At 43.1% G+C, this 20,225-nt stretch carries 17 protein-coding genes; 15 read left to right on the top strand and 2 right to left on the bottom strand.

What is annotated here, in order from left to right; translation table 11 throughout:
- Positions 1 to 4: 4 nt before the first annotated feature.
- Entirely contained in the window at positions 5 to 1,411 is a 1,407-nt protein-coding gene (locus CXF80_RS19370) for an FAD-dependent oxidoreductase (RefSeq protein ID WP_101034515.1), read from the top strand.
- Between the two features lie 179 nt (positions 1,412 to 1,590).
- Here CXF80_RS19370 and CXF80_RS19365 read toward each other — a convergent pair whose 3' ends face one another.
- The gene (locus tag CXF80_RS19365) at positions 1,591 to 2,262 is read right to left on the bottom strand and encodes a flagellar brake protein (protein ID WP_101034514.1); all 672 of its coding nucleotides are present in this window, start codon (positions 2,260 to 2,262) and stop codon (positions 1,591 to 1,593) included.
- Positions 2,263 to 2,869: 607 nt separating this feature from the next.
- Here CXF80_RS19365 and CXF80_RS19360 point away from each other — a divergent pair.
- Positions 2,870 to 4,870 (top strand): cytochrome c/FTR1 family iron permease, encoded by a 2,001-nt coding sequence (locus CXF80_RS19360; RefSeq protein WP_232772182.1) that lies wholly within the window; start codon positions 2,870 to 2,872, stop codon positions 4,868 to 4,870.
- Positions 4,871 to 5,021: 151 nt separating this feature from the next.
- Here CXF80_RS19360 and CXF80_RS19355 read toward each other — a convergent pair whose 3' ends face one another.
- Positions 5,022 to 5,435 (bottom strand): hypothetical protein, encoded by a 414-nt coding sequence (locus CXF80_RS19355; RefSeq protein ID WP_101034513.1) that lies wholly within the window; start codon positions 5,433 to 5,435, stop codon positions 5,022 to 5,024.
- Between the two features lie 319 nt (positions 5,436 to 5,754).
- Between CXF80_RS19355 and CXF80_RS19350 the strand changes: the two genes are divergently transcribed.
- The 13 genes from CXF80_RS19350 (at position 5,755) to CXF80_RS19290 (ending at position 20,174) form a co-directional block, all read left to right on the top strand.
- Complete coding sequence (locus tag CXF80_RS19350) at positions 5,755 to 8,037, top strand: TonB-dependent receptor (RefSeq protein ID WP_232772243.1); 2,283 nt, start codon at positions 5,755 to 5,757, stop codon at positions 8,035 to 8,037.
- Positions 8,038 to 8,048: 11 nt separating this feature from the next.
- Positions 8,049 to 10,202: an FAD-dependent oxidoreductase gene (locus tag CXF80_RS19345; protein ID WP_101034512.1), complete on the top strand. Its 2,154-nt coding sequence runs from the start codon at positions 8,049 to 8,051 to the stop codon at positions 10,200 to 10,202.
- A 219-nt stretch (positions 10,203 to 10,421) separates the two neighbouring features.
- Entirely contained in the window at positions 10,422 to 11,243 is an 822-nt protein-coding gene (locus tag CXF80_RS19340; RefSeq protein WP_232772241.1) for a DUF547 domain-containing protein, read from the top strand.
- 4 nt (positions 11,244 to 11,247) lie between these two features.
- A complete protein-coding gene (locus tag CXF80_RS19335; protein ID WP_101034829.1) occupies positions 11,248 to 12,522 on the top strand; it encodes an ABC transporter substrate-binding protein in 1,275 nt (424 codons plus the stop codon).
- Positions 12,519 to 14,225 (top strand): ABC transporter permease, encoded by a 1,707-nt coding sequence (locus CXF80_RS19330; protein WP_101034511.1) that lies wholly within the window; start codon positions 12,519 to 12,521, stop codon positions 14,223 to 14,225. The genes CXF80_RS19335 and CXF80_RS19330 overlap by 4 nt, the downstream gene beginning before the upstream one ends.
- 8 nt (positions 14,226 to 14,233) lie before the next feature.
- Positions 14,234 to 14,890 carry an ATP-binding cassette domain-containing protein gene (locus CXF80_RS19325; protein ID WP_101034510.1) on the top strand — a complete coding sequence of 219 codons (657 nt, stop codon included), beginning with the start codon at positions 14,234 to 14,236 and terminating at the stop codon, positions 14,888 to 14,890.
- A gap of 100 nt (positions 14,891 to 14,990) precedes the next feature.
- A complete protein-coding gene (locus CXF80_RS19320; protein ID WP_101034509.1) occupies positions 14,991 to 15,686 on the top strand; it encodes a CDP-alcohol phosphatidyltransferase family protein in 696 nt (231 codons plus the stop codon).
- On the top strand, positions 15,683 to 16,495 hold the full coding sequence (locus CXF80_RS19315; RefSeq protein WP_101034508.1) for a sterol desaturase family protein: 813 nt from the start codon (positions 15,683 to 15,685) through the stop codon (positions 16,493 to 16,495). Before CXF80_RS19320 ends, CXF80_RS19315 begins: the two co-directional genes overlap by 4 nt.
- A 182-nt stretch (positions 16,496 to 16,677) precedes the next feature.
- Positions 16,678 to 17,370 carry a 5'-methylthioadenosine/adenosylhomocysteine nucleosidase gene (locus CXF80_RS19310; protein WP_101034507.1) on the top strand — a complete coding sequence of 231 codons (693 nt, stop codon included), beginning with the start codon at positions 16,678 to 16,680 and terminating at the stop codon, positions 17,368 to 17,370.
- A gap of 97 nt (positions 17,371 to 17,467) precedes the next feature.
- Positions 17,468 to 18,475: a cobalamin biosynthesis protein gene (locus tag CXF80_RS19305; RefSeq protein WP_101034506.1), complete on the top strand. Its 1,008-nt coding sequence runs from the start codon at positions 17,468 to 17,470 to the stop codon at positions 18,473 to 18,475.
- A 208-nt stretch (positions 18,476 to 18,683) separates the two neighbouring features.
- Positions 18,684 to 19,073: a DUF2721 domain-containing protein gene (locus CXF80_RS19300; RefSeq protein ID WP_101034505.1), complete on the top strand. Its 390-nt coding sequence runs from the start codon at positions 18,684 to 18,686 to the stop codon at positions 19,071 to 19,073.
- Positions 19,070 to 19,696: a trimeric intracellular cation channel family protein gene (locus CXF80_RS19295; RefSeq protein WP_101034504.1), complete on the top strand. Its 627-nt coding sequence runs from the start codon at positions 19,070 to 19,072 to the stop codon at positions 19,694 to 19,696. Before CXF80_RS19300 ends, CXF80_RS19295 begins: the two co-directional genes overlap by 4 nt.
- A gap of 67 nt (positions 19,697 to 19,763) precedes the next feature.
- Complete coding sequence (locus CXF80_RS19290; protein ID WP_232772239.1) at positions 19,764 to 20,174, top strand: nuclear transport factor 2 family protein; 411 nt, start codon at positions 19,764 to 19,766, stop codon at positions 20,172 to 20,174.
- Positions 20,175 to 20,225 lie beyond the last annotated feature (51 nt).

Genomic DNA, 20,225 nt, shown 5'->3' with positions numbered 1-20,225 from the left:
CATCATGAGTAATGACTTTCAATTTATCGAAGTGGGTCGAGTAGACCCCATTAAACATGAAGCAAAAAAACGTGCTACACAATTTATTGAAATTTATCAGCCGTATACGCAACCTGAAGTCAAGCAACAAGCAGACCGTTGTCTTGACTGTGGTAACCCTTATTGTGAATGGAAATGCCCACTGCATAACTACATTCCAAACTGGTTAAAACTGGCAGAAGAAGGTCGCATTATGGAAGCGGCAGACTTGGTACATGAGACCAATACTCTGCCAGAAATTTGTGGACGAGTGTGTCCACAAGACCGTTTATGTGAAGGTGCCTGTACCTTAAACGATGACTTTGGTGCTGTCACTATTGGTAGTGTTGAAAAATACATTACCGATACCGCTATCTCGCAAGGATGGCGTCCCGACATGACCAAGGTGACACCACGCACAGAGCGTGTTGCCATTATTGGAGCAGGTCCTGCTGGTCTTGGTTGTGCTGATGTGTTGGCTCGCAATGGCGTGCAAGCAGTGGTATATGATAAATATCCTCAAATTGGGGGGTTGCTCACTTATGGCATCCCTTCTTTTAAGCTTGATAAAGATGTGATGGCGACTCGCCGTTCAGTACTTGAAGGCATGGGGATTAAATTTAAATTGGGGATTACCGTTGGTAAAGATGTGAGCTTTCAGAGTCTATTAGACGAATACGATTCTGTCTTTCTTGGTATGGGTACCTACACAGCCATGAAAGCGAAACTGCCCAATGAAGAAGCGCAAGGCGTGATCCAAGCGCTGCCATATCTTGTCGGTAATACGCATCATATTATGGGCACTCAAGACGATGCTACACCGTATTTAAGCCTTGAAGGTAAAAATGTGGTTGTGCTGGGCGGCGGTGATACTGCGATGGATTGTTTACGCACCGCAGTGCGCCAAGGTGCTAAAAGTGTCACATGTGCTTATCGTCGTGACGAAGCCAACATGCCCGGTTCACGTCGTGAAGTAAAAAATGCCCGCGAAGAAGGGGTCAATTTCTTATTTAATCGTCAACCTGTGGCAATTAAAGCTGAAAATGGTCATGTGGTCGGTATTGAGTGCGTTGAAACCAAAATGGGCGAAGCTGATGCCAGCGGACGTCAACGCGCTGAAATCATTGCAGGTAGTGAGCAAGTATTAGCAACCGATGCGCTGATCATTGCCTTTGGCTTCCAAGCAAGTCCTGCATCTTGGTTTAGTGAGTTTGGTATCGAAACCAACGAATGGGGATTAGTTAAAGCTAATAAAACAGATGATAATCCTTTCCAAACCACGAATGCTAAAGTGTTTGCCGGTGGTGATATGGTGCGGGGTTCTGACTTAGTTGTTACAGCAATAGCTGAAGGCCGAGACGCTGCATTAGGTATTTTGAATTATTTAAATTAACGACTTACTAACCTCTAGCCTGCAATGGGCTAAAGGGTAGCGTTCAAAGGTTAACAAGTTAATAAGTTAATAAGTTAGCTTGATAATAAAAGTCGCCATAACGTGTTTGCTTGTGAATTTTGCGCATCTTCTGATGCGCTTTTTTTCATCTTTTTTTTGCAAAAATGACTCATTTTAGATCACGATTGTTTAGTCGAATTCACCAAACAATAACTGAAAATATTGTCGGTTAACTCAGGATGTTCATCTGAGAATTTAATCCCAACATGCAGTATACCGTCGACATGTTGAATTTTAACCGCACTGCCAGTTAAGATGCCAGAAAGATCAGTATTAATCGAAATAGCCACATGCATTTGCTCGCCCTGCTCAATACTCACGGCGTTAGCATCTAATGTCAGTAAACAACCCGAAAATGAAAAATCAACCATGGTAGCGCTAACTTTACTCTCGTTGTGAATAACAAACACTGCTTGCTCTATATTGACTCTGGGCTGATCTCTGACCTTTTTCTTGGTGATGGCTTTGGGCACACTAAGACACAACATTTTAATCGGATGATTTACCACAGATAATATGGTCGACTTAAAAGCAATAATGTCTTTAAAGCCACTATTAGTTATCGCTCTGACAACAATTTCAGCGTTAGCTAGCATGTACTGATAAGCCTCAGAAAAACCTTTATTTGGATACTCAATCAAGATAAAACGCTCCAGTTGATATCCAATCATGCTCGAACGTGATTGCACAGTTTTACCATTGGCAAAATGAATCTCAATGAATAATTCCATGCCTATGTCAATCAGGCGAAGGTCTTCATACAACGTAACGCTTATGGGTTTTTTCATCATTTACCTGCCATAGTGTAACTCGTCATAATAGCGCTATTTTTTATCAAAAAAACATAAAAATCAATAATGTAAACATATCAGATGTAGCTCAAAAATAATGATAGCCTTGTTAATTCTAGTTAATCTCAACTCACAATAAAAGCTAGGGAAACTAGGTAACGGTCAAATATGTTCAGGATAGTCATATCAACCATGTCATTCGTTTTGCTAACAAGCTGCAAAATTAGGTGTCTATTTTAGTCAATGCCGACAGCAGAACAAAGGCCTATTTAATCAGCGGTTATTATCTCAAGTAGAGGTTACTTATACTAAACAGTGATAATGGATACTGACTAGTGTTTATCAATCCGTCACAAAGCGAATCACCTCACCCACCCATAAAAAACATAACCCGCTGTTTCAAATCTAAATAATAATCAAAAACTGATTATTAAATTATTTTCTATCCACAATAATCTCGCAGATAACCCTTGTTGCCACTAACCGCCCTCACCAGCACAGTTTCAGAATGATTGATAAGCCGCCAACAAGAAAGTAGAATGCTAATCATTATCATTTATTCAATTAGTTTACAGAATAATTCTTTCATTCCTATTAAGGCAATACCTTGAATACTTTCTTAAGCAGCATCACGTTATGGCGACAACAGCTTACATCTTCAGTCTTCAATAAGTGCCTACTGATTGTCATTAGTTCGGTGTTTTCAACCTCATTATGGGCGCAAAGTCCGGCAGTCACGTCACAAGAGATATCACCAGAGACATCTCAAGATCGCCTAAAACAAACACGACAAATTCTCCAATTAGCGGAATACATTGGTGTGGATTATTCTGAAGCCATCAGCGCAGGAGAAATTAATAATGCCGATGAGTTTGCTGAAATGCAGCAATTCGCCAGTATCATCATAGAAAAAACCAGCCTGCTCGCTAATGATAAGCCAAATTCGTTAATGACAGATGCACTGCAATTACAACAAGCCATAGCAGACAAATCATCACTGGATGTTATTCAACAGTTTAGTCAAAAAATTCGCAAACAGTTATTAAGCCAGTCTCCCGCCTTACTACTGCCATCACAGCTGATAGCCAAAGATAATGTTAAGCAACTGTTTATTGAAAATTGCTCAAGCTGTCATGGTGATTTAGGCCAAGGGAATGGGCCACTCGCTAAATCCTTATCACCTCAGCCGACTAATTTTACTGACCAAGAACGGGCATTAAATCGTTCGTTATTGGGACTTTTTGATGCGATTTCTGATGGCTTAGATGGCAGTGCTATGCGTGCTTTTAGTGAGTTAAATGATCAACAGCGTTGGTCTCTGGCTTTCTATGTTGGCAGCTTAGCTTTTGAGCCAACGGCTGTCACAACGAAGCACATTAAGCAAGATGCTAATATTGAATTACAACAATGGGTCAATAGTAATCCAACACAATTACTTCAGCAAAATGTCGGCATTGATCGCAGTCAACTAGAACGATTACGCTCACAACCTGAGTTGCTATTCCAACATGCAGAGTCACCTATTTCGGTAACGCGCACAAACTTGCAGGCAGCAGTAAAAGCCTATCAAGCTAATGAATTAGCACAAGCACAAACCTTGGCGGTAAGTGCTTACTTAGATGGTTTTGAGTTAATTGAAAACAATTTAGATGCTCACGACAGTGGTCTGCGTAAATCAATCGAAACCAAGCTGCTTAATTTTAGAAACTTATTGAAAACAACAGGTCAAAACACGCTGGTAAATCAACAGTTGAGCAGCATACTGACACAGCTCAATCAAGCCGACACTGTCTTAACCGGACAATCACTATCAAATAACGCTATGTTTTCGGCGGCGTTAATTATCCTGTTACGCGAAGGCTTAGAAGCCCTATTGGTGATCATTGCCTTAATGACAGTGTTAATCAAAACCGAACGTCATGACGCTATTAAATTTGTTCATTTTGGTTGGATATCTGCATTAGCCGCTGGCGTATTAACCTGGTGGGCGGCAGATAACCTCATCAGCATTAGCGGTGCATCTCGGGAGGTAATGGAAGGTGGTGCAGCACTGTTAGCCGCGTTAGTACTGTTTTATGTAGGCTATTGGATGCACAGTAAAACTCAAGGTTCAAAATGGCAAAGTTACCTTAAAAAGAATGTCGATCGTCATTTAAACACCGGAACCTTATGGGGACTGACTGGACTGGCCTTTATTTCGGTATATCGAGAAGTATTTGAAACCATTTTGTTCTATCAATCGTTACTGACACAAGCCATTGGATCCGCCAGCAGTAATGAGCAGGTCACTTATTTGGCCTACGGTTTGTTCACTGGCATGGCCATTTTGGCTGTTATTGCTTGGTTAATGATGCGATATTCGGTGAAATTACCCTTGGCACGCTTTTTTGCCGTCAGCTCTTACTTCATGCTTATTTTAGCTTTTATCTTGGCAGGAAAAGGGATTTCAGCGTTACAAGAAGCTGCCATCATTAACCTGACACCTTTCCCTGTTGATGTGTCGATTAGCTGGTTAGGCATAGCCTCAACGTGGCAAGGATTAACCACACAAATGGTAATTGTAGTGTTATTTAGCTTTTTGGTTATTCGTAATCGTGAGGCTAAATAATGCCTAATTCCAGCTACTTTAACGTTTAATCTTGCGGGGAGTTCAACGTTTAATTCCAGAGTGTCCCAATAAAAAAGGCTGGCTAATAATATTTAGCCAGCCTTTTTATATCGATAAAACTATTTAACTCGAGTTGAGGTAATTTAGGAACTTATTTTACGGTAAATTTGGTATCTTGCTCTCTTAACATATACAAAGCGAAACACGCGGCCCACATTGGCCATGCAGCAAAGAATAATAAATTATTAAAGGCATCAAAATATTGATTGAATGCCGATAACGTTGAAGCACCGTGCATAAGAAAGATCACCCCATAAGTGATCCGTTTTTTAATCCCAAGTACAAACGCAAACACCAATAATAATTGTAGTGCACCCAAAATATACGCTGCGACGTCACTCATGCCACCAATGCCATAGAATTTTTCAAATATCTTCATGCTATGACCAGGATTAACAAACTTATCCACTGTCCACACTAGCAACACCAAAAACACGCCTAGACGTAAAGAGAGTAAAGACCATTGCAATTTACGTTGAACGTCGCCGCTAAGTGCTGTTTGCATCATAATTCCTTAAAAATATAAAATAAAGTGGTATCTATCTAAAACTAATCAGCTTTTAATAGGCTAAACTGATCTTTTATTGAAAAATTTCATCAGCCACCAATTGACCGAGTCAAGCGGCACTATGTTGCAAATATATTTATGCCATTTAGGTCTAACACTTTAAAAATAGGCATAACATCGTTGAAATAAAACCGTTAATTAGAAGGTCTCTTTAGCCATGTTCATCACTACAGAAAATATTATGTCTATTCAGCGCCACCAAAATCGCTCACTTATTGCGCTAGCCATTAGCGTCGCCTTGTATTCATCGATTACGATGGCGGCTGAAGACACGTCAATAGAAGTCATTCACGTTTCAGGTAAAACGATTAATGACCAAGGATTATCACCTAAAAACACCACGGTAGATGGCCCATTTGGCGATGGCATAGCACTTAAAGATATTGCCCGCTCTGTTACACCCATCACGAGTGAGATGATTGACCAGCTTAATATTACTGACTTATCAGACATTCAAAAGGTCAGCCCTAATAGCTATTCTGCCAGTGGTTTTGGTGCATCAAGTTTGCCAACAATTCGCGGCCAATTAGGTGAATTATATCAAGACGGTGTGCGTCGCCAAGCGGGCAACAATGGCTTTGGTGTACCTATGTCATTTAACGCAGTCGACCAAATTGATGTGGTAAAAGGTGCGCCGCCAGTGCTATTAGGCACCAGCCAACGTAATGGTGGATTTGTTAACATACATTCTAAAGTCGCGCCTACTGACGAGCAATTTACTAAGCTCACCCTCTCTGGCGGCAGTTGGGATCATTACCGAGCTCAAATAGATGTTGGCACCGACATTGTCGCCAACCAAAGCGGTGTTCGCTTAAGTGCAGAACATATCGATAATGGCAGCTACTACGATTATTCAGGCTTTAAAAGCGACAGTATTTTTGTCGCATTTAGATTTTTGCCGGACGATGTCAGCACGTGGGACATTAATGTCGAATACTATGATGTTAAGTTTACCGATAACGCGGGGATTAACCGCCCTACTCAAGCATTAATCGATAACGGTTTATACGTGACTGGCCAAGGTGTACAGCCTAATGGCAGTACTATTGCTGGCGCCAATGCCATCGTATCGCCTACCGGGTTAGTTGAGATAGATCGCAGCCAAGTATTAACCGATCCCGACAATATCAATGACGCGCAAACCTTGTTACTCCACAGTACTTATGTACGTAAACTAAGTAATAAGGCCACGCTTAAAAACATCACTTATTATCAACACTTAGAGCGTGAAGAAATTGCTCAAAACAGTTTTGTTGAAATTATTGATGGTGCAGATACCGCTCAAAACAGAGTGGAACTGGCTTATGAGTGGAATGACGCCCAAAGCACCATTACTGCGGTCGATATTCGCTACAACAAGGTGTTAGGTTACAGCCAATTTACCACCGAAGCCGACTTACCTATCGACTTAACCGGTCCAATTGCAAACCGCCGTATTCCACTTACTGCTGAGCAGCAAGCAAGGCTAGTTGAACTGCGCCCTGGTGTGTTTGTGTCACCTGGCGCCCAATACGATACCAATGCAGATGGTAGTGGCGACTTTTCATTATCTGACACCACTGACTCAACCAGTTGGCAAACGGGTCTAGCCATTCAACATAACAGCCAATGGACAGATAAGTTCTCAACCAGCGTAGGTTATCGTGCCGATTTTTATAATGTAGATGCGCGCGATGCCATTGCCCCCCAAGAACAAGTTGCAGCCAGCGATTCGATAAGTGAAATGCTTGAATCTGGGCAAATCAGTTTGAGCTATCGCATTACTGACGATATCACCACCTATGCAAGCGCCAGTTATAACGAATCAACCTCAAATAGCATGGCAGGCGGCACGACGTTAGGCGCTAATAACCAGATTAGTAGCCAAAATTTTGCCACCGAAAATACCCTTACTGAAATTGGCATTAAATATTCACCCACTGACAGTGCTTGGTATATCGACGGGGCAGTGTTTGACCAAAAACGCAGTCTGCGAAATCGTGACGGCAGCAACACAGGCGTTCGCACTAAAGGTTTTGAAGCCCAAGCCTTTTATGATGCCGACCCATTTTGGTTAAGCGCGGGGTACAGTTATTTAGACGCTCGTTATGATGATTCAGGCAGTAGCCAAGATACGGTACAAGTTGCCGATACCTTTGATAACTCAAGACCAGATATCATTCAAGGCACAGGTATTGGCGCACCCAACTTCGCTTCATTTGCACCGTCTGACCGCCGTGTACAAGGCTTACCTGAACAAACGTTCACAATTAATGGCGGAATGTCCATTACTGAGAAATGGAAAGCCGGTTTCTCCGGTCTATATACCAAGAGTTACCCATTGGATTATTTAGCGACTGTGTATATTCGCGATCAGTACACGCTAAATATCAACACTCGCTATGACTTTAGCGAGCAAACAAGTTTAAGGCTAGACGTGAATAACATTACTAATCAAGAGAACTGGCGCCCAGTATTTGAAGGCGGTTATTTCGGTTCTACCTTGGTTTTCCCTGAATTACCGGTTAACGCCACACTTACCTTACAGCATTCATTTTAAGGCTATTGTTTATGTTTAAAAAAATTGTTTTATTACTCATTGCCACAATATTAGTGGGTCTGTTTTTCTATTTTGACCTACATCAGTTACTGACCCTAGATGGCTTAAAAGGCTCAATGAATGATTTCGACCAATTGCGCGAGCAATCGCCGCTGCTGGTTATTGGCGGGTTCTTTTTACTGTATGTTGCAGTGACGGCATTGTCCCTACCTGGTGCAGCCATTCTCACCATTGCCTCAGGCGCACTATTTGGCATAGTTGAAGGATTAATTATTGCCTCATTTGCCTCAAGTATTGGTGCATTACTGGCCTTTTTAGTGTCACGTTACTTGCTACGAGACACCATCAAGCAGCGCTTTCCTGAACGTTTAGCGGCCATTGATGCCGGCATTGAAAGAGAAGGTGGCTTTTATTTATTCACCTTACGCTTAGTGCCTATATTCCCGTTCTTCGTGATTAACTTGTTGATGGGCGTCACCGGGTTTAAATCGTGGACCTTTTACTGGGTCAGTCAAGTAGGTATGTTTTTGGGCACCTTTGTATATGTTAATGCCGGAACTCAACTGGCACAAATAGATAGCCTAGCGAACATTTTATCATTTAACCTGATTGTGTCATTTGCACTATTAGGTTTATTCCCACTGATTGCTAAGGCGATTGTTAATATGATCAAAAAACGCCGCGTATACAGCAACTGGACCAAGCCCGCCAAATTTGATCGCAACATGATTGTGATTGGCGCCGGCGCCGGTGGTCTTGTCACCAGCTACATTGCCGCTGCAGTGAAAGCCAAAGTCACCTTAATTGAAGCCGGTGAAATGGGCGGTGATTGCTTAAACTATGGCTGTGTGCCGAGTAAAGCGATCATTAAAAGCGCCAAGATAGCCCAGCAGATAAGAAACGCCCATCATTATGGTTTAGAAGACATCACCCCTGAATTTTCGTTTAAAAAAGTCATGGCACGCGTGCATCAAGTCGTGGCCGATATTGCCCCACACGACAGCGTTGAGCGTTACACCAATTTAGGTGTCGACGTAGTAAAAGGCTATGCCAAATTAGTCGACCCATGGACCGTAGAAATTAGCGACCCAGACGGCAACACCAGTCGCTTAACCGCGCGCAGTATTGTCATTGCCACGGGTGCTCGTCCGTTTGTGCCGCCGTTACCTGGCATTGAAGAAGTCGGCTATGTCACCAGCGATACTTTATGGGATGAATTTGCCAAACTCGATAGCGCACCACAAAAATTAGTGGTATTAGGCGGCGGCCCAATTGGATCAGAACTGGCACAAAGTTTTGCCCGTTTAGGATCCAAAGTGACCCAAATTGAAATGGCCGAGCGCATCATGATCAAAGAAGATCTTGAAGTGTCTGAATTTGCCACCCAAGCGCTGCAAAAAAGTGGCGTCAACATTTTAACCTCGCACCAAGCGCTGCGTTGTGAGCTGCGTGATGATAAAAAATTCATTATCGTCAAGCATCAAGAGCAAGAACTGGCAATCGAATACGATGAGCTTCTGTGCGCCGTCGGTCGCAGTGCCCGCTTAGACGGTTACGGTTTAGAAGCATTAGGCATCGAAACCAATCGTACCATTGTCACTAATGAATATTTAGAAACCTTATACCCTAACATTTACGCTGCAGGCGACATTGTTGGTCCGTACCAATTTACCCATGTGGCCGCTCATCAAGGCTGGTACGCGGCAGTGAATGCGTTATTTGGTCAATTTAAAAAGTTTAAAGTCGATTACCGCGTCATTCCATGGACCACCTTTATCGACCCTGAAGTAGCCCGTGTCGGTATTAACGAATATGAAGCCAAGCAGCAAGGCATTGATTACGAAGTCACTCGGTTTGATTTTGCCGAATTAGACCGAGCCATTACCGACAGTGCGACCGACGGTTTTATTAAGGTGATAACCCCTAAAGGCAAGGACAAAATCTTAGGCGTTACCATTGTCTCGGAGCATGCTGGTGACTTAATTGCTGAGTTTGTATTAGCAATGAAACACGGATTAGGACTGAATAAAATTTTAGGCACCATTCACAGCTACCCGACTTGGGCTGAAGGTAACAAATCCGCCGCCGGTGAATGGAAGCGTAACCACGCGCCAGAAACAGTGCTGGGTTGGTTAGAAAAATACCACACATGGCGTCGTGGTTAATGGTTTAAAGATAGTGTTGATGAAGCTATATGCCCATAAACATCAATGCTTTAGAGGCTAACAAATCATGGCGTCAGCTAAAGAAATATTAGTTGACGCCTATTGTGTGACAACACTGATTAATGAGTACACACAGAATAGGCAAGAGTAATGGCACAAACAGTAAGTGAGCAAAACATGATGAATAAAATAGTAAAGGTATTTTCAACTGCAGTGGTTATGTTCGCTTTTGTTTTTAACTCACTGAGTTTTGCCGCTGAATCGCAGCCATCGGTTACGACCCAAGTTGCAGCGTCAGCGGCGCAACAGACGTTACACCAAGACTGGCAGTACTTAGTCAGCCAACATGTACAACCCATAAACCAAGGTCACAGTAGCGCGGTAGATTACTCTGCTATGCAACAAGACCATGCCAAATTGCAGGGCTATTTGACACAACTCAGTCACATTACTCAAACTGAATTCGATGCTTGGGATAAATCGTCACAATTAGCATTGTTAATCAATGCTTACAACGCGTGGACGCTTGAACTTATCTTAACCCAGTACCCTGATATCGACTCCATCAAAGACTTGGGCGGATTATTTAGCTCACCTTGGGATAAAAGCTTTATCCCCTTATTGGGGAAAACCCGCAGCCTCAACGATATTGAACATAAATTGATCCGCGGTAGCGATCGATACAATGAGCCTAGAATTCATTTTGCGGTAAACTGTGCCAGCATAGGTTGCCCTGCACTGCGTGAAGAAGCCTACACAGGTGCCAAGCTTGAGCAGCAACTAAACGCACAAACTGAGCGTTTTCTTAGCGACAACAGCCGAAACTACGCCAAAGGCGATACGGTCTATTTGTCAGCCATTTTTAAATGGTATGGTGAAGATTTTACCCAAGGCTTTGGCGGCGCGGATTCGATCGATGGCTTTTTATTACTGTATCCTAGCGCATTAAAGCTCAGTCCAGCACTTCAAACCACTGCAGAAAAGCAGCAATTGGATATCGATTTTTTAGATTATGATTGGTCGCTTAATGTCGCTCGATAAGATCATGTTTTTAATAAAAAGGCCTAAAGCTATACTGCCTATTGTTGCAGCAACCGCATTGGGCTTTTTTATATGCGCCAGTTTTGGGGCTGGTGTGGCTTATGCCAAAACTAATGAGCAAGCAGCATGGTCAGACATTGAAGCACGTGGTGCAAATCAAGAGGTGTATTTTCATGCTTGGGGCGGAGATCCACAAATCAATCGCTATATTCAGTGGGTTGCAGATCAGCTTGACCAGCAATATCACATCAAATTACATCATGTAAAACTGACCGACACCAGTGAAGCGGTCAGCCGAGTATTAGCCGAAAAATCTGCACACAATGATCATCAAGGCCAAGTCGATTTAGTGTGGATTAACGGCGAGAACTTTGCCGCGATGGCAAAACATCAATTGCTCACCCCTAACTGGGTGCCTCAATTACCCAACTTTAGTTTAACCGATCCAGACAATAATCCTGCCATGACCCGCGACTTTGGTGTGCCTACATTAGGCATGGAAGCACCTTGGGGCAAAGCCGCGTTAACCTTTTATTACGACAATCTGGTTAGCCAAACGCCGCCACAAACATTGTCACAGTTAAGCCAATGGACACAACAACATCCAGGCCGATTTACGTATCCTAAGCCGCCTGACTTTTTGGCTATGAGCTTTTTAAAATACGCCTTAATTGTGCTCAATAGTTCACAACCTGCGGCGATTAAAAATCTACTTTATCAACCTGCCACAGCGCAAAGCCAAGCGTTGTTGTTACCTGTGCTTTGGCAATATTTAGATAAAATACATCCCAATTTATGGCGTAAAGGCCAACACTTTATGTCCAGCGGCATGGCACTGCGCCGCTTAATGGGTGATAGCGAACTGGCATTGGCATTTACCTTTTCAGCCGCCGATGTTCCAGCAGCCGTGGCGCGCTTTGACTTGCCAGACAGCATCCGCAGTTATCGCATGCGTGATGGCAGCTTAAGTAATATCCATTTTATTGCCATTCCATATAATGCGACGCATATTGACAGCGCTAAACTGGTGGTTAATTTTTTACTCAGCCCAGAGGCTCAAGCGAAAAAACAACAACCTGGCGTATGGGGCGATACCAGTGTCATCGCACAATCGCAACTACCCGCAACGCAACAAGCCTGGTTTCAACCGCCAACCCAGTCTCACCCCAGTGCCATTATCGCCAACCAAGATAGTAGCCCAGCATTGAGCGAACCCGACCCAAGTTGGACCAAGGTGATCGCAACCCAGTGGCTACAACGCTATGGGGTAATGCGATGATGACGTCCACCAGTGGATTTACAACCTTAGTGCGCAGCAGTCCATATTTAATGATGGCGTTATTGGTGATCCCGGTACTGGGCGGCTTAATTGCCGTTATTTTGCCTGCTTTTGGCTGGTTTCCGGTATTAGGTCATACTCAGTTCAGCGTGGCTGGTTTTGTCGATCTATGGCAAACACCGGGTCTTGGCTATATGGCATTACTCAGCGTATCGACCAGTTTTATCAGTACCTTACTGGCATTTGTGATCACCATTTTAATATTAGGCAGTTACTTTACTAGCCCTTGGCTCGGCTATATTCAACGGCTGTTAGGGCCTATTTTAGTCATCCCCCATGCGGCTGCCGCAATTGCCATTGGCTTTTTAATTACCCCATCGGGCATGTTATCTCGGATTGTGTCACCTTGGCTAAGCGGATGGGATGCACCGCCTGATTGGCTGTATCCTCACGATGCGATGGGCCTGAGCATTATTATTGGGCTGACGCTAAAAGAACTCCCCTTTCTATTACTGATGGCACTTGGGGTATTAGCACAACCCGAATTAGGCCATACCTTGCGCGCTCAACATCGAGTGGCATTAAGCCTAGGTTATTGCCCAATGACCGCTTTTTTCAAAGTGGTGTTACCGAGCTTATACCCGTTTTTACGCTTACCGATATTGGCCGTGCTCGCCTATGCCAGTGCCAGTGTCGAAATTCCATTAATTTTGGGTCCTAATAGCCCACCGACACTTGCCGTTGCCATTATGCAGTGGTTCCATGATGTTGACTTAAGCTTACGAATAAAAGCGTCAGCAGGCGCCATATTACAAATTGTACTGACATTACTCTTGCTACTGAGTTGGTGGCTGCTCGAAAAACTAATAAAAAAATCCTCCCAAACCATGCTTATCAACGGCCAACGTGAGTATGGTGGCGCCATTATGCAAAACATCACTCATGTGCTTACTGTGGTGATAATCAGTGCCATTGGTTTGGCATTAATCGGCATGATGTTATGGTCTGTTGCCGGTTTCTGGCATTTCCCTACGGTATTGCCGCAACAATTTGTCAGTTTACATTGGCAGTCGGCATTACAACAAATGCACACGCCATTACTAGACACAGTTTTGATTGGTGTTTGTGCCACCAGCTTGGCAATCATTTTGACCTTATTTACTCTGGAGGCTGAGCAATACACAGGTAAAACCATGTCGAGATTAAGCAGTGTGATCATTTATTTACCCCTGCTTATCCCCAGCATTGCGTTTCTATTTGGTTTGGTGTGGTTATTGGAGCAAATCAACAGCCATCACAGCTTCATCAATGTGGTGCTAGCGCATCTGTTGTTTGTATTGCCTTATGTGTTTTTGTCGCTGTCCAGTAGCTACCGCCGTTTAGACCCACGCTTTAGCACCGTCGCCGCCAGTTTGGGGGCGAGCGAAGCAAAAATATTCTGGCAAATTAAACTGCCTATGTTGCTAGCGCCTATTTTGATTGCCTGCGCATTAGGATTAGCCATTAGTTTTAGTCAATATTTACCCACATTACTGGCGGGGGGTGGGCGCATTAATACCATTACTACCGAAGCGGTTTCGCTCGCCAATGGCGGCAGTCGTCGCACCAGTGCTGTGTATGCATTAGTGCAAATGGCCCTCCCTGCCCTTGGTTTTTTACTGGCATGGTTACTGCCAAAAATGCTATTTAGACATCGCGAATAAGGAAACTAATGCAAACTCGTTCAACGGTGATCTCAGAGGAAGTCCCTTCGCTATCCATTGATGATCTAACCTTATATCGACAACAGCAGTTGCTGTTATCGTTAAATGAAACCATTCAAGGCGGTGAAATTCTCACCATCATGGGACCGTCTGGTAGCGGTAAATCGACCTTGTTAAACTGGTTAACCGGTATGCTACCAAAAGGCTTTCGCGCGACGGGAAAGCTGTACTTAAATGGTCAACACATTACTGATACCGCCAGCCATTTACGCCGTATTGGTTTATTGTACCAAGACCCTTTGCTGTTCCCACATTTAACCGTGACAGGTAACATTAGTTTTGCTATGCCCAAAGGGCCTAAAGCACAGCGACAAACTACCATTAGCCAAGCATTAACCCAAGTGGGTCTGGGTGGGTTAGAGCTACGTAGTGTGCAAAGTTTATCTGGCGGCCAACAAGCAAGAGTGGCATTGTTACGCGTATTACTGAGTCAACCTAAAGCCATTTTATTGGATGAGCCATTTAGTAAACTCGACAGTCAATTACGCCAAGAAACCAGACAATTGGTGTTTGATCAAATACGCCAACATCAGTTACCCGCCATCATGGTAACGCACGATCAAACCGATGCGGACGCCGCCCAAGGCAAAGTGATTTCACTTTGATAAAGGGTACTGATGTCATTAACCTTATGGTTAACAATATGAACTAAATTTATATAAGCCACTGATTTGACATAAACCACAGCTTAATTGGAAACGACCCATGTTAGATAAATTTATTACGCCAGTGATTAAACAAATATTATCCCCGGTAGTGGTGTTACTCGCTAAGCAAAAAGTGCACCCAGACCAATTGACATTAGTCGGTTTTGGTTTAGGAATGCTGGCCGTGCCGTTTCTCGTAATGCAGCAGTGGTATACGGCATTATTTTTTATTGCCCTCAATCGTATTATTGATGGCCTTGATGGCGCCCTCGCGCGCTATCAAAAACACACCAGCGCAGCAGGCGGTTTCTTAGATATTTGCGTCGACTTTGTATTTTACGCCGCCATCCCATTAGGATTTGCCTTAGCCAACCCTAATGAGAATGCCCTAGCCGCAGCTGTTTTATTAACCGTGTTTATTGGTACCGGCTCAAGTTTTTTGGCTTTTGCGATACCAGCAGAGCAGCTTAATCTGCCTCGACCACAATTTGCCAATAAGAGTTTCTATTATTTAAATGGCTTAACCGAAGGCACAGAAACCATCGCCTTTTTTGTCGCCTTTTGTTTATGGCCAGCCTATTTCCCAGAACTGGCATACAGTTTTGCATTTTTAGGCGCGATTACCATTTTTACTCGTATACATGGCGGTTATCACACATTGAAAAATCATACCGTTAAAGAATCAGGCTCAAAGAAACTTGAAGCTAACAAACCTGCCGTTAAGGAAACGGCCATTGAGGAGCCTAGAATATGATAGATGAAATGGCAGCAATCCGATTAGGCGTGTTTATAACAATTCTTGCATTGATGATGGGTCTAGAACTGCTATTCCCCGCAAGAACCCTAGCTAAAACCCCACAAACTGCCACCATGGCAACACGCTGGTTTGGCAACTTTGGCTTATTGGTCATTGCCTCTGTGATGGCAAGATTAATACTGCCACTGGGTTTAGCAGGTTTTGCCCTGTATACCACGCAGCAGCAATGGGGAGTATTGCATTATATTAGCCTGCCGCATTGGGCAAATATTGCCATAAGCCTACTGTTACTCGATCTGCTTATTTACTGGCAACATCGGCTATTTCATCGCATTCCTTTATTGTGGCGCTTACATAAAGTGCATCACGCAGATCGGCTGGTCGACAGCACTACCGCGCTGCGCTTTCATCCATTTGAAATCATCGCCAGTCTTGGCATTAAAGCTCTGGCGATTATGTTATTAGGGATATCTGCTGAGGCCGTCATACTGTTTGAAATCTTACTTAATGGATTTGCAATTTTTAACCACGCCAACATCCGTTTACCTAAACCACTGGAAAAAGTAGCTCGTTATGTCATTGTGACCCAAGCGCTGCATAGGATACATCACAGCCAAATTATGGCCGAAAGTAACACTAACTTTGGTTTTAGTATTATTTGGTGGGACCGCTTGTTTGGCACCTATACTAGTGATGCCAGCAAAACCGATAACCAAATTGATATTGGGTTAACGGATTACCCCAATGCAAAACAAAACGCATGGCTAAGCGGATTATTGTGGATGCCTTTCACCACGAAAAAATAACCGCTTGTGCCAAAGTAAATCAATACTAATGTTGTATTGTGCTGAAATTTAACCCAACAACTGAATTAATGTATAAATAGCCAACCAGCCCGCCAACTATTCATTGTGGGTTTTCACTAATTTATCGAGCTCGTGATATATTAATGCCCTTTCGTATTTGCTCATTCAGTTAAGGTTCACTCATGAAAATCGGTATTATTGGCGCAATGGAGCCAGAAGTTGTTCATTTAATCCAAGCCATCGTCGCGCCAGTGCATAGTACTATTGCTGGGATCGAATTTGTTAGCGGTAACATTGCCGGTAAAGAAGTGATCGTTACACGTTCTGGGATCGGTAAAGTGGCTGCCAGCATCGCGACCACATTATTGATAGAAAAATTTGCCGCTACTCATGTGATTAATACCGGTTCTGCTGGCGGCTTTGTTGATACCCTTGCCATTGGAGATATTGTCATTTCATCGGAAGTGCGCCATCACGATGTCGATGTGACTGCTTTTGGCTATGAAATGGGTCAAATGGCACAACAACCAGCAGCATTTATGCCCGATAGCACTTTAGTGACTGCCGCTAAAAAAGCGGTGGCGTCGTTAGGCGAAGTCAACGCCATTGAAGGATTAATTTGTACTGGCGACAGTTTTATTTGTGATCCGGTGCGGACTAAAGTAATGCTCGAAAACTTCCCAACAATGGCGGCCTGTGAAATGGAAGGTGCGGCGATTGCGCAAGTTTGTCACCAATTTAAGATCCCATTTGTGGTTATTCGTTCTTTATCAGACAATGCCAATAATGACTCACCGGTTGATTTTGACTCTTACATTATAAAAGCGGGTTTGCATTCTGCCATGATGGTTATCGCACTGTTACAACAGCTATAATCCATCTAGGCTCTGCTCAGGTTATATAATCTGCATAGTACCTGAGCAGAGCAAACGAAGTCCGACAGATCAACAACAGCCAAGCTATTGAGTCCCTATGGTCAATCAATTATTCAATCCTCAATTACTTAGCCAAGATGGTGGGTTACTACAAAGCTGTTGTATTTTATTTTGTGCCTTAATATTGGCACGATTTGCCCCTATTCCCAGAGATCTGCAACCCTTATTATGGTTCAACCGCTTAGCCACACTGATAGCCGCTAAAGTGAATCACCCTGAGCGAACTATGAGTCAACAACTTACCGCCGGGATTTTAGCGACGTTGATTTTGATTGTGCCTAGCGGGATTATCGTCAGCTTTTCACTCAGTTTTGCCGCTTACCCATGGTTTTTTGAACTGCTCATTTTGTATTTCTGTTTATGTGATTCTGCTTTTAAGCCCGTGGCAGAAAAAGTGGTCGCTGCAATAAACACCGGCAACAAACAAGAGGCCAAGCAATTACTCACGCCTTGGGTGAGTCAAAACACCCAAGTGCTATCGATAGTGGGTTTAAGCAAAACCACTATCGAAAAACTGTTTACCACCCCGATTTATGGCACCTTAGCCACTATCTTATTTTTTAGCTTGGGCGGGGCTACGATGGCGTTAGTCGTGCGAATGTTAAGACAATTAGAATATTGCTGGCCTCCGTATCATCCACATTTTCATATTTTTTCTCGTTTTGTCGGTCAGTTTAATCGAGTGATTTTTTTTGTTCCCACCGTGTTATGGCATTGCTCATTAGCCATTCAGTTTGGTCAACTGGGTGTTAGGTCTATTTTATCGCAGCCAATATCGACCCAAGCGGATAAAAATCAGTTAAATAATTATTACAGCAGTTATGCATTGGCGGCTAAATTATTGAAAATAGAACTTGGAGGTCCACAGCAATTTATTGAAAACGGCAAATCCATTCGGGTTGATTTACCTAAGGTAAAATCCGGCCCTTTGCCTGATCATCGCCACATCAGTCAAGCCATAACGATAACTCATACGGCCAACCTCTTTTGGATCAGCTTAACCTTGCTACTGCCGCTTATTTGGACCGGATTAAGATTTATGTAAACCATATAAATCTTGTTTTAAACAGGCTATCATTTAGCGATAATGGATCTATGCCCGTTTGATATAGACCTGTTACGACCTAATGTCATAGTCAGTTGTTAACATGAGACAATCATGTCGACATGCGGCTTACATCTTGGTAACAAAAAACTTATCGTCACTCGATATTGATTCTTACCTGCTTGCAGACCTTTTTAGGAATGTCATTTTGTTCAACAATTTACATGTATCATTAACGACACCAGCTTTGCTGTTCCCGGCTATTTCATTGCTATTGCTGGCCTACACTAATCGATTTTTTTCATTGGCTGCATTGATCCGTCAATTAAGCAATGACAAAAAACCTGTGCAAGGTGATCAAATTAAAAACTTACGCCAACGCATTATTATCATCCGTAAAATGCAAGAAACCGGTGTCAGCAGCTTTGCGTTTTGCGTTTTATGTATGATTCTGATTTATATCGGCTTTAATCAAATAGGCTCAATAGTCTTTGGATTGAGTCTATTATTGTTACTGTATTCATTAATTTTATCGGTAATCGAGATCCGGATTTCAGTTGATGCACTCACTATTCACCTCGAAGAGTTAAGTAAATGAATCAGTGGATCTACTTTTTAGATTTATGTGGTACCTCTGTATTTGCAATTGCGGGCGTGTTAGCGGCTGGTAAATATCGTATGGATCCATTCGGCGTTATCGTATTAGCTTTTGTTACTGCAATTGGCGGTGGCAGTATGCGCGATGCATTAATAGGCGCTACACCAGTATTTTGGATACGCGATCCTAACTATATTATTGTCATTCTTGCGACGGTCATAATGTGCTTAATTTTAGTGCGTAAACCCCATAGAATACCTACATATGCTTTACCTATTGCAGATGCACTAGGCTTAGCCGTGTTTACCGTCATTGGTGCAGAAAAAGCCTTATCACTAGGATTATCAAGTATGGTTGCTGTGGTAATGGGCGCCATAACCGCTGTTGGGGGGGGGGTTATCCGTGATTTGTTATGTCGTCAAATTCCAATGGTATTGCGAATAGAAATTTACGCAACCGCTTCCATCGTTGGAGGGATCTGTTATACCTTAAGCATCATTGTCGGCATGGATAGCATGACATCGGTGTTGTTCGCTATGTTCAGCACGCTAATCATTCGTCTGAGTGCTATCCGCTGGCACTTATCTTTACCGGCTTTTGATTTGAAAACAAAGAGAATTTAATGTGCGAATAATCTTCATATTATGCTGTTTGCTATTGAGCTTTCCTAGCAAAGCCAATATTGGCGATATGCCACGAGAGCAACAACTCGCAATGCAATACATGGAAGCACTCACCGACCATGACTATACTGTCTTGCGTCGATTTTATTCTCGCGACACGGTATTTCACGACAAAACAGCCAATACCACTTATACCGGTGGGCGTCATATTATTGCGTTTTTACAACGCGCTCATGAAGGCGTATTAGAGTACCGTTTAAACGTAGAACACATGTTTAATACTGGCTCTCTTGTGGTGATCATCGGCAGTTACAGATTACGAGGTCCTGGCGATCAATATGGAAAACCCGGTAAAATTATCGATTTAGCCGTGCCAGGTGTGACCACACTTAAATTTGATAATAATACTGAACGCTTGATAGAACAAATGGACTTAATGGATTATCAAACCATGTCTGACCAACTTGAATCTCAGTAATGTCACCATTTAAATCAAACATGGTCAGCCATGTATGAGACATAAAAAAAC

Origin of the sequence: Shewanella sp. Actino-trap-3, assembly GCF_002836275.1 — a bacterium.
Lineage (GTDB): Bacteria > Pseudomonadota > Gammaproteobacteria > Enterobacterales > Shewanellaceae > Shewanella > Shewanella psychromarinicola.
Note: the sequence above shows the minus strand (reverse complement) of the source record. Positions and strands in the feature narration are given on the sequence as shown.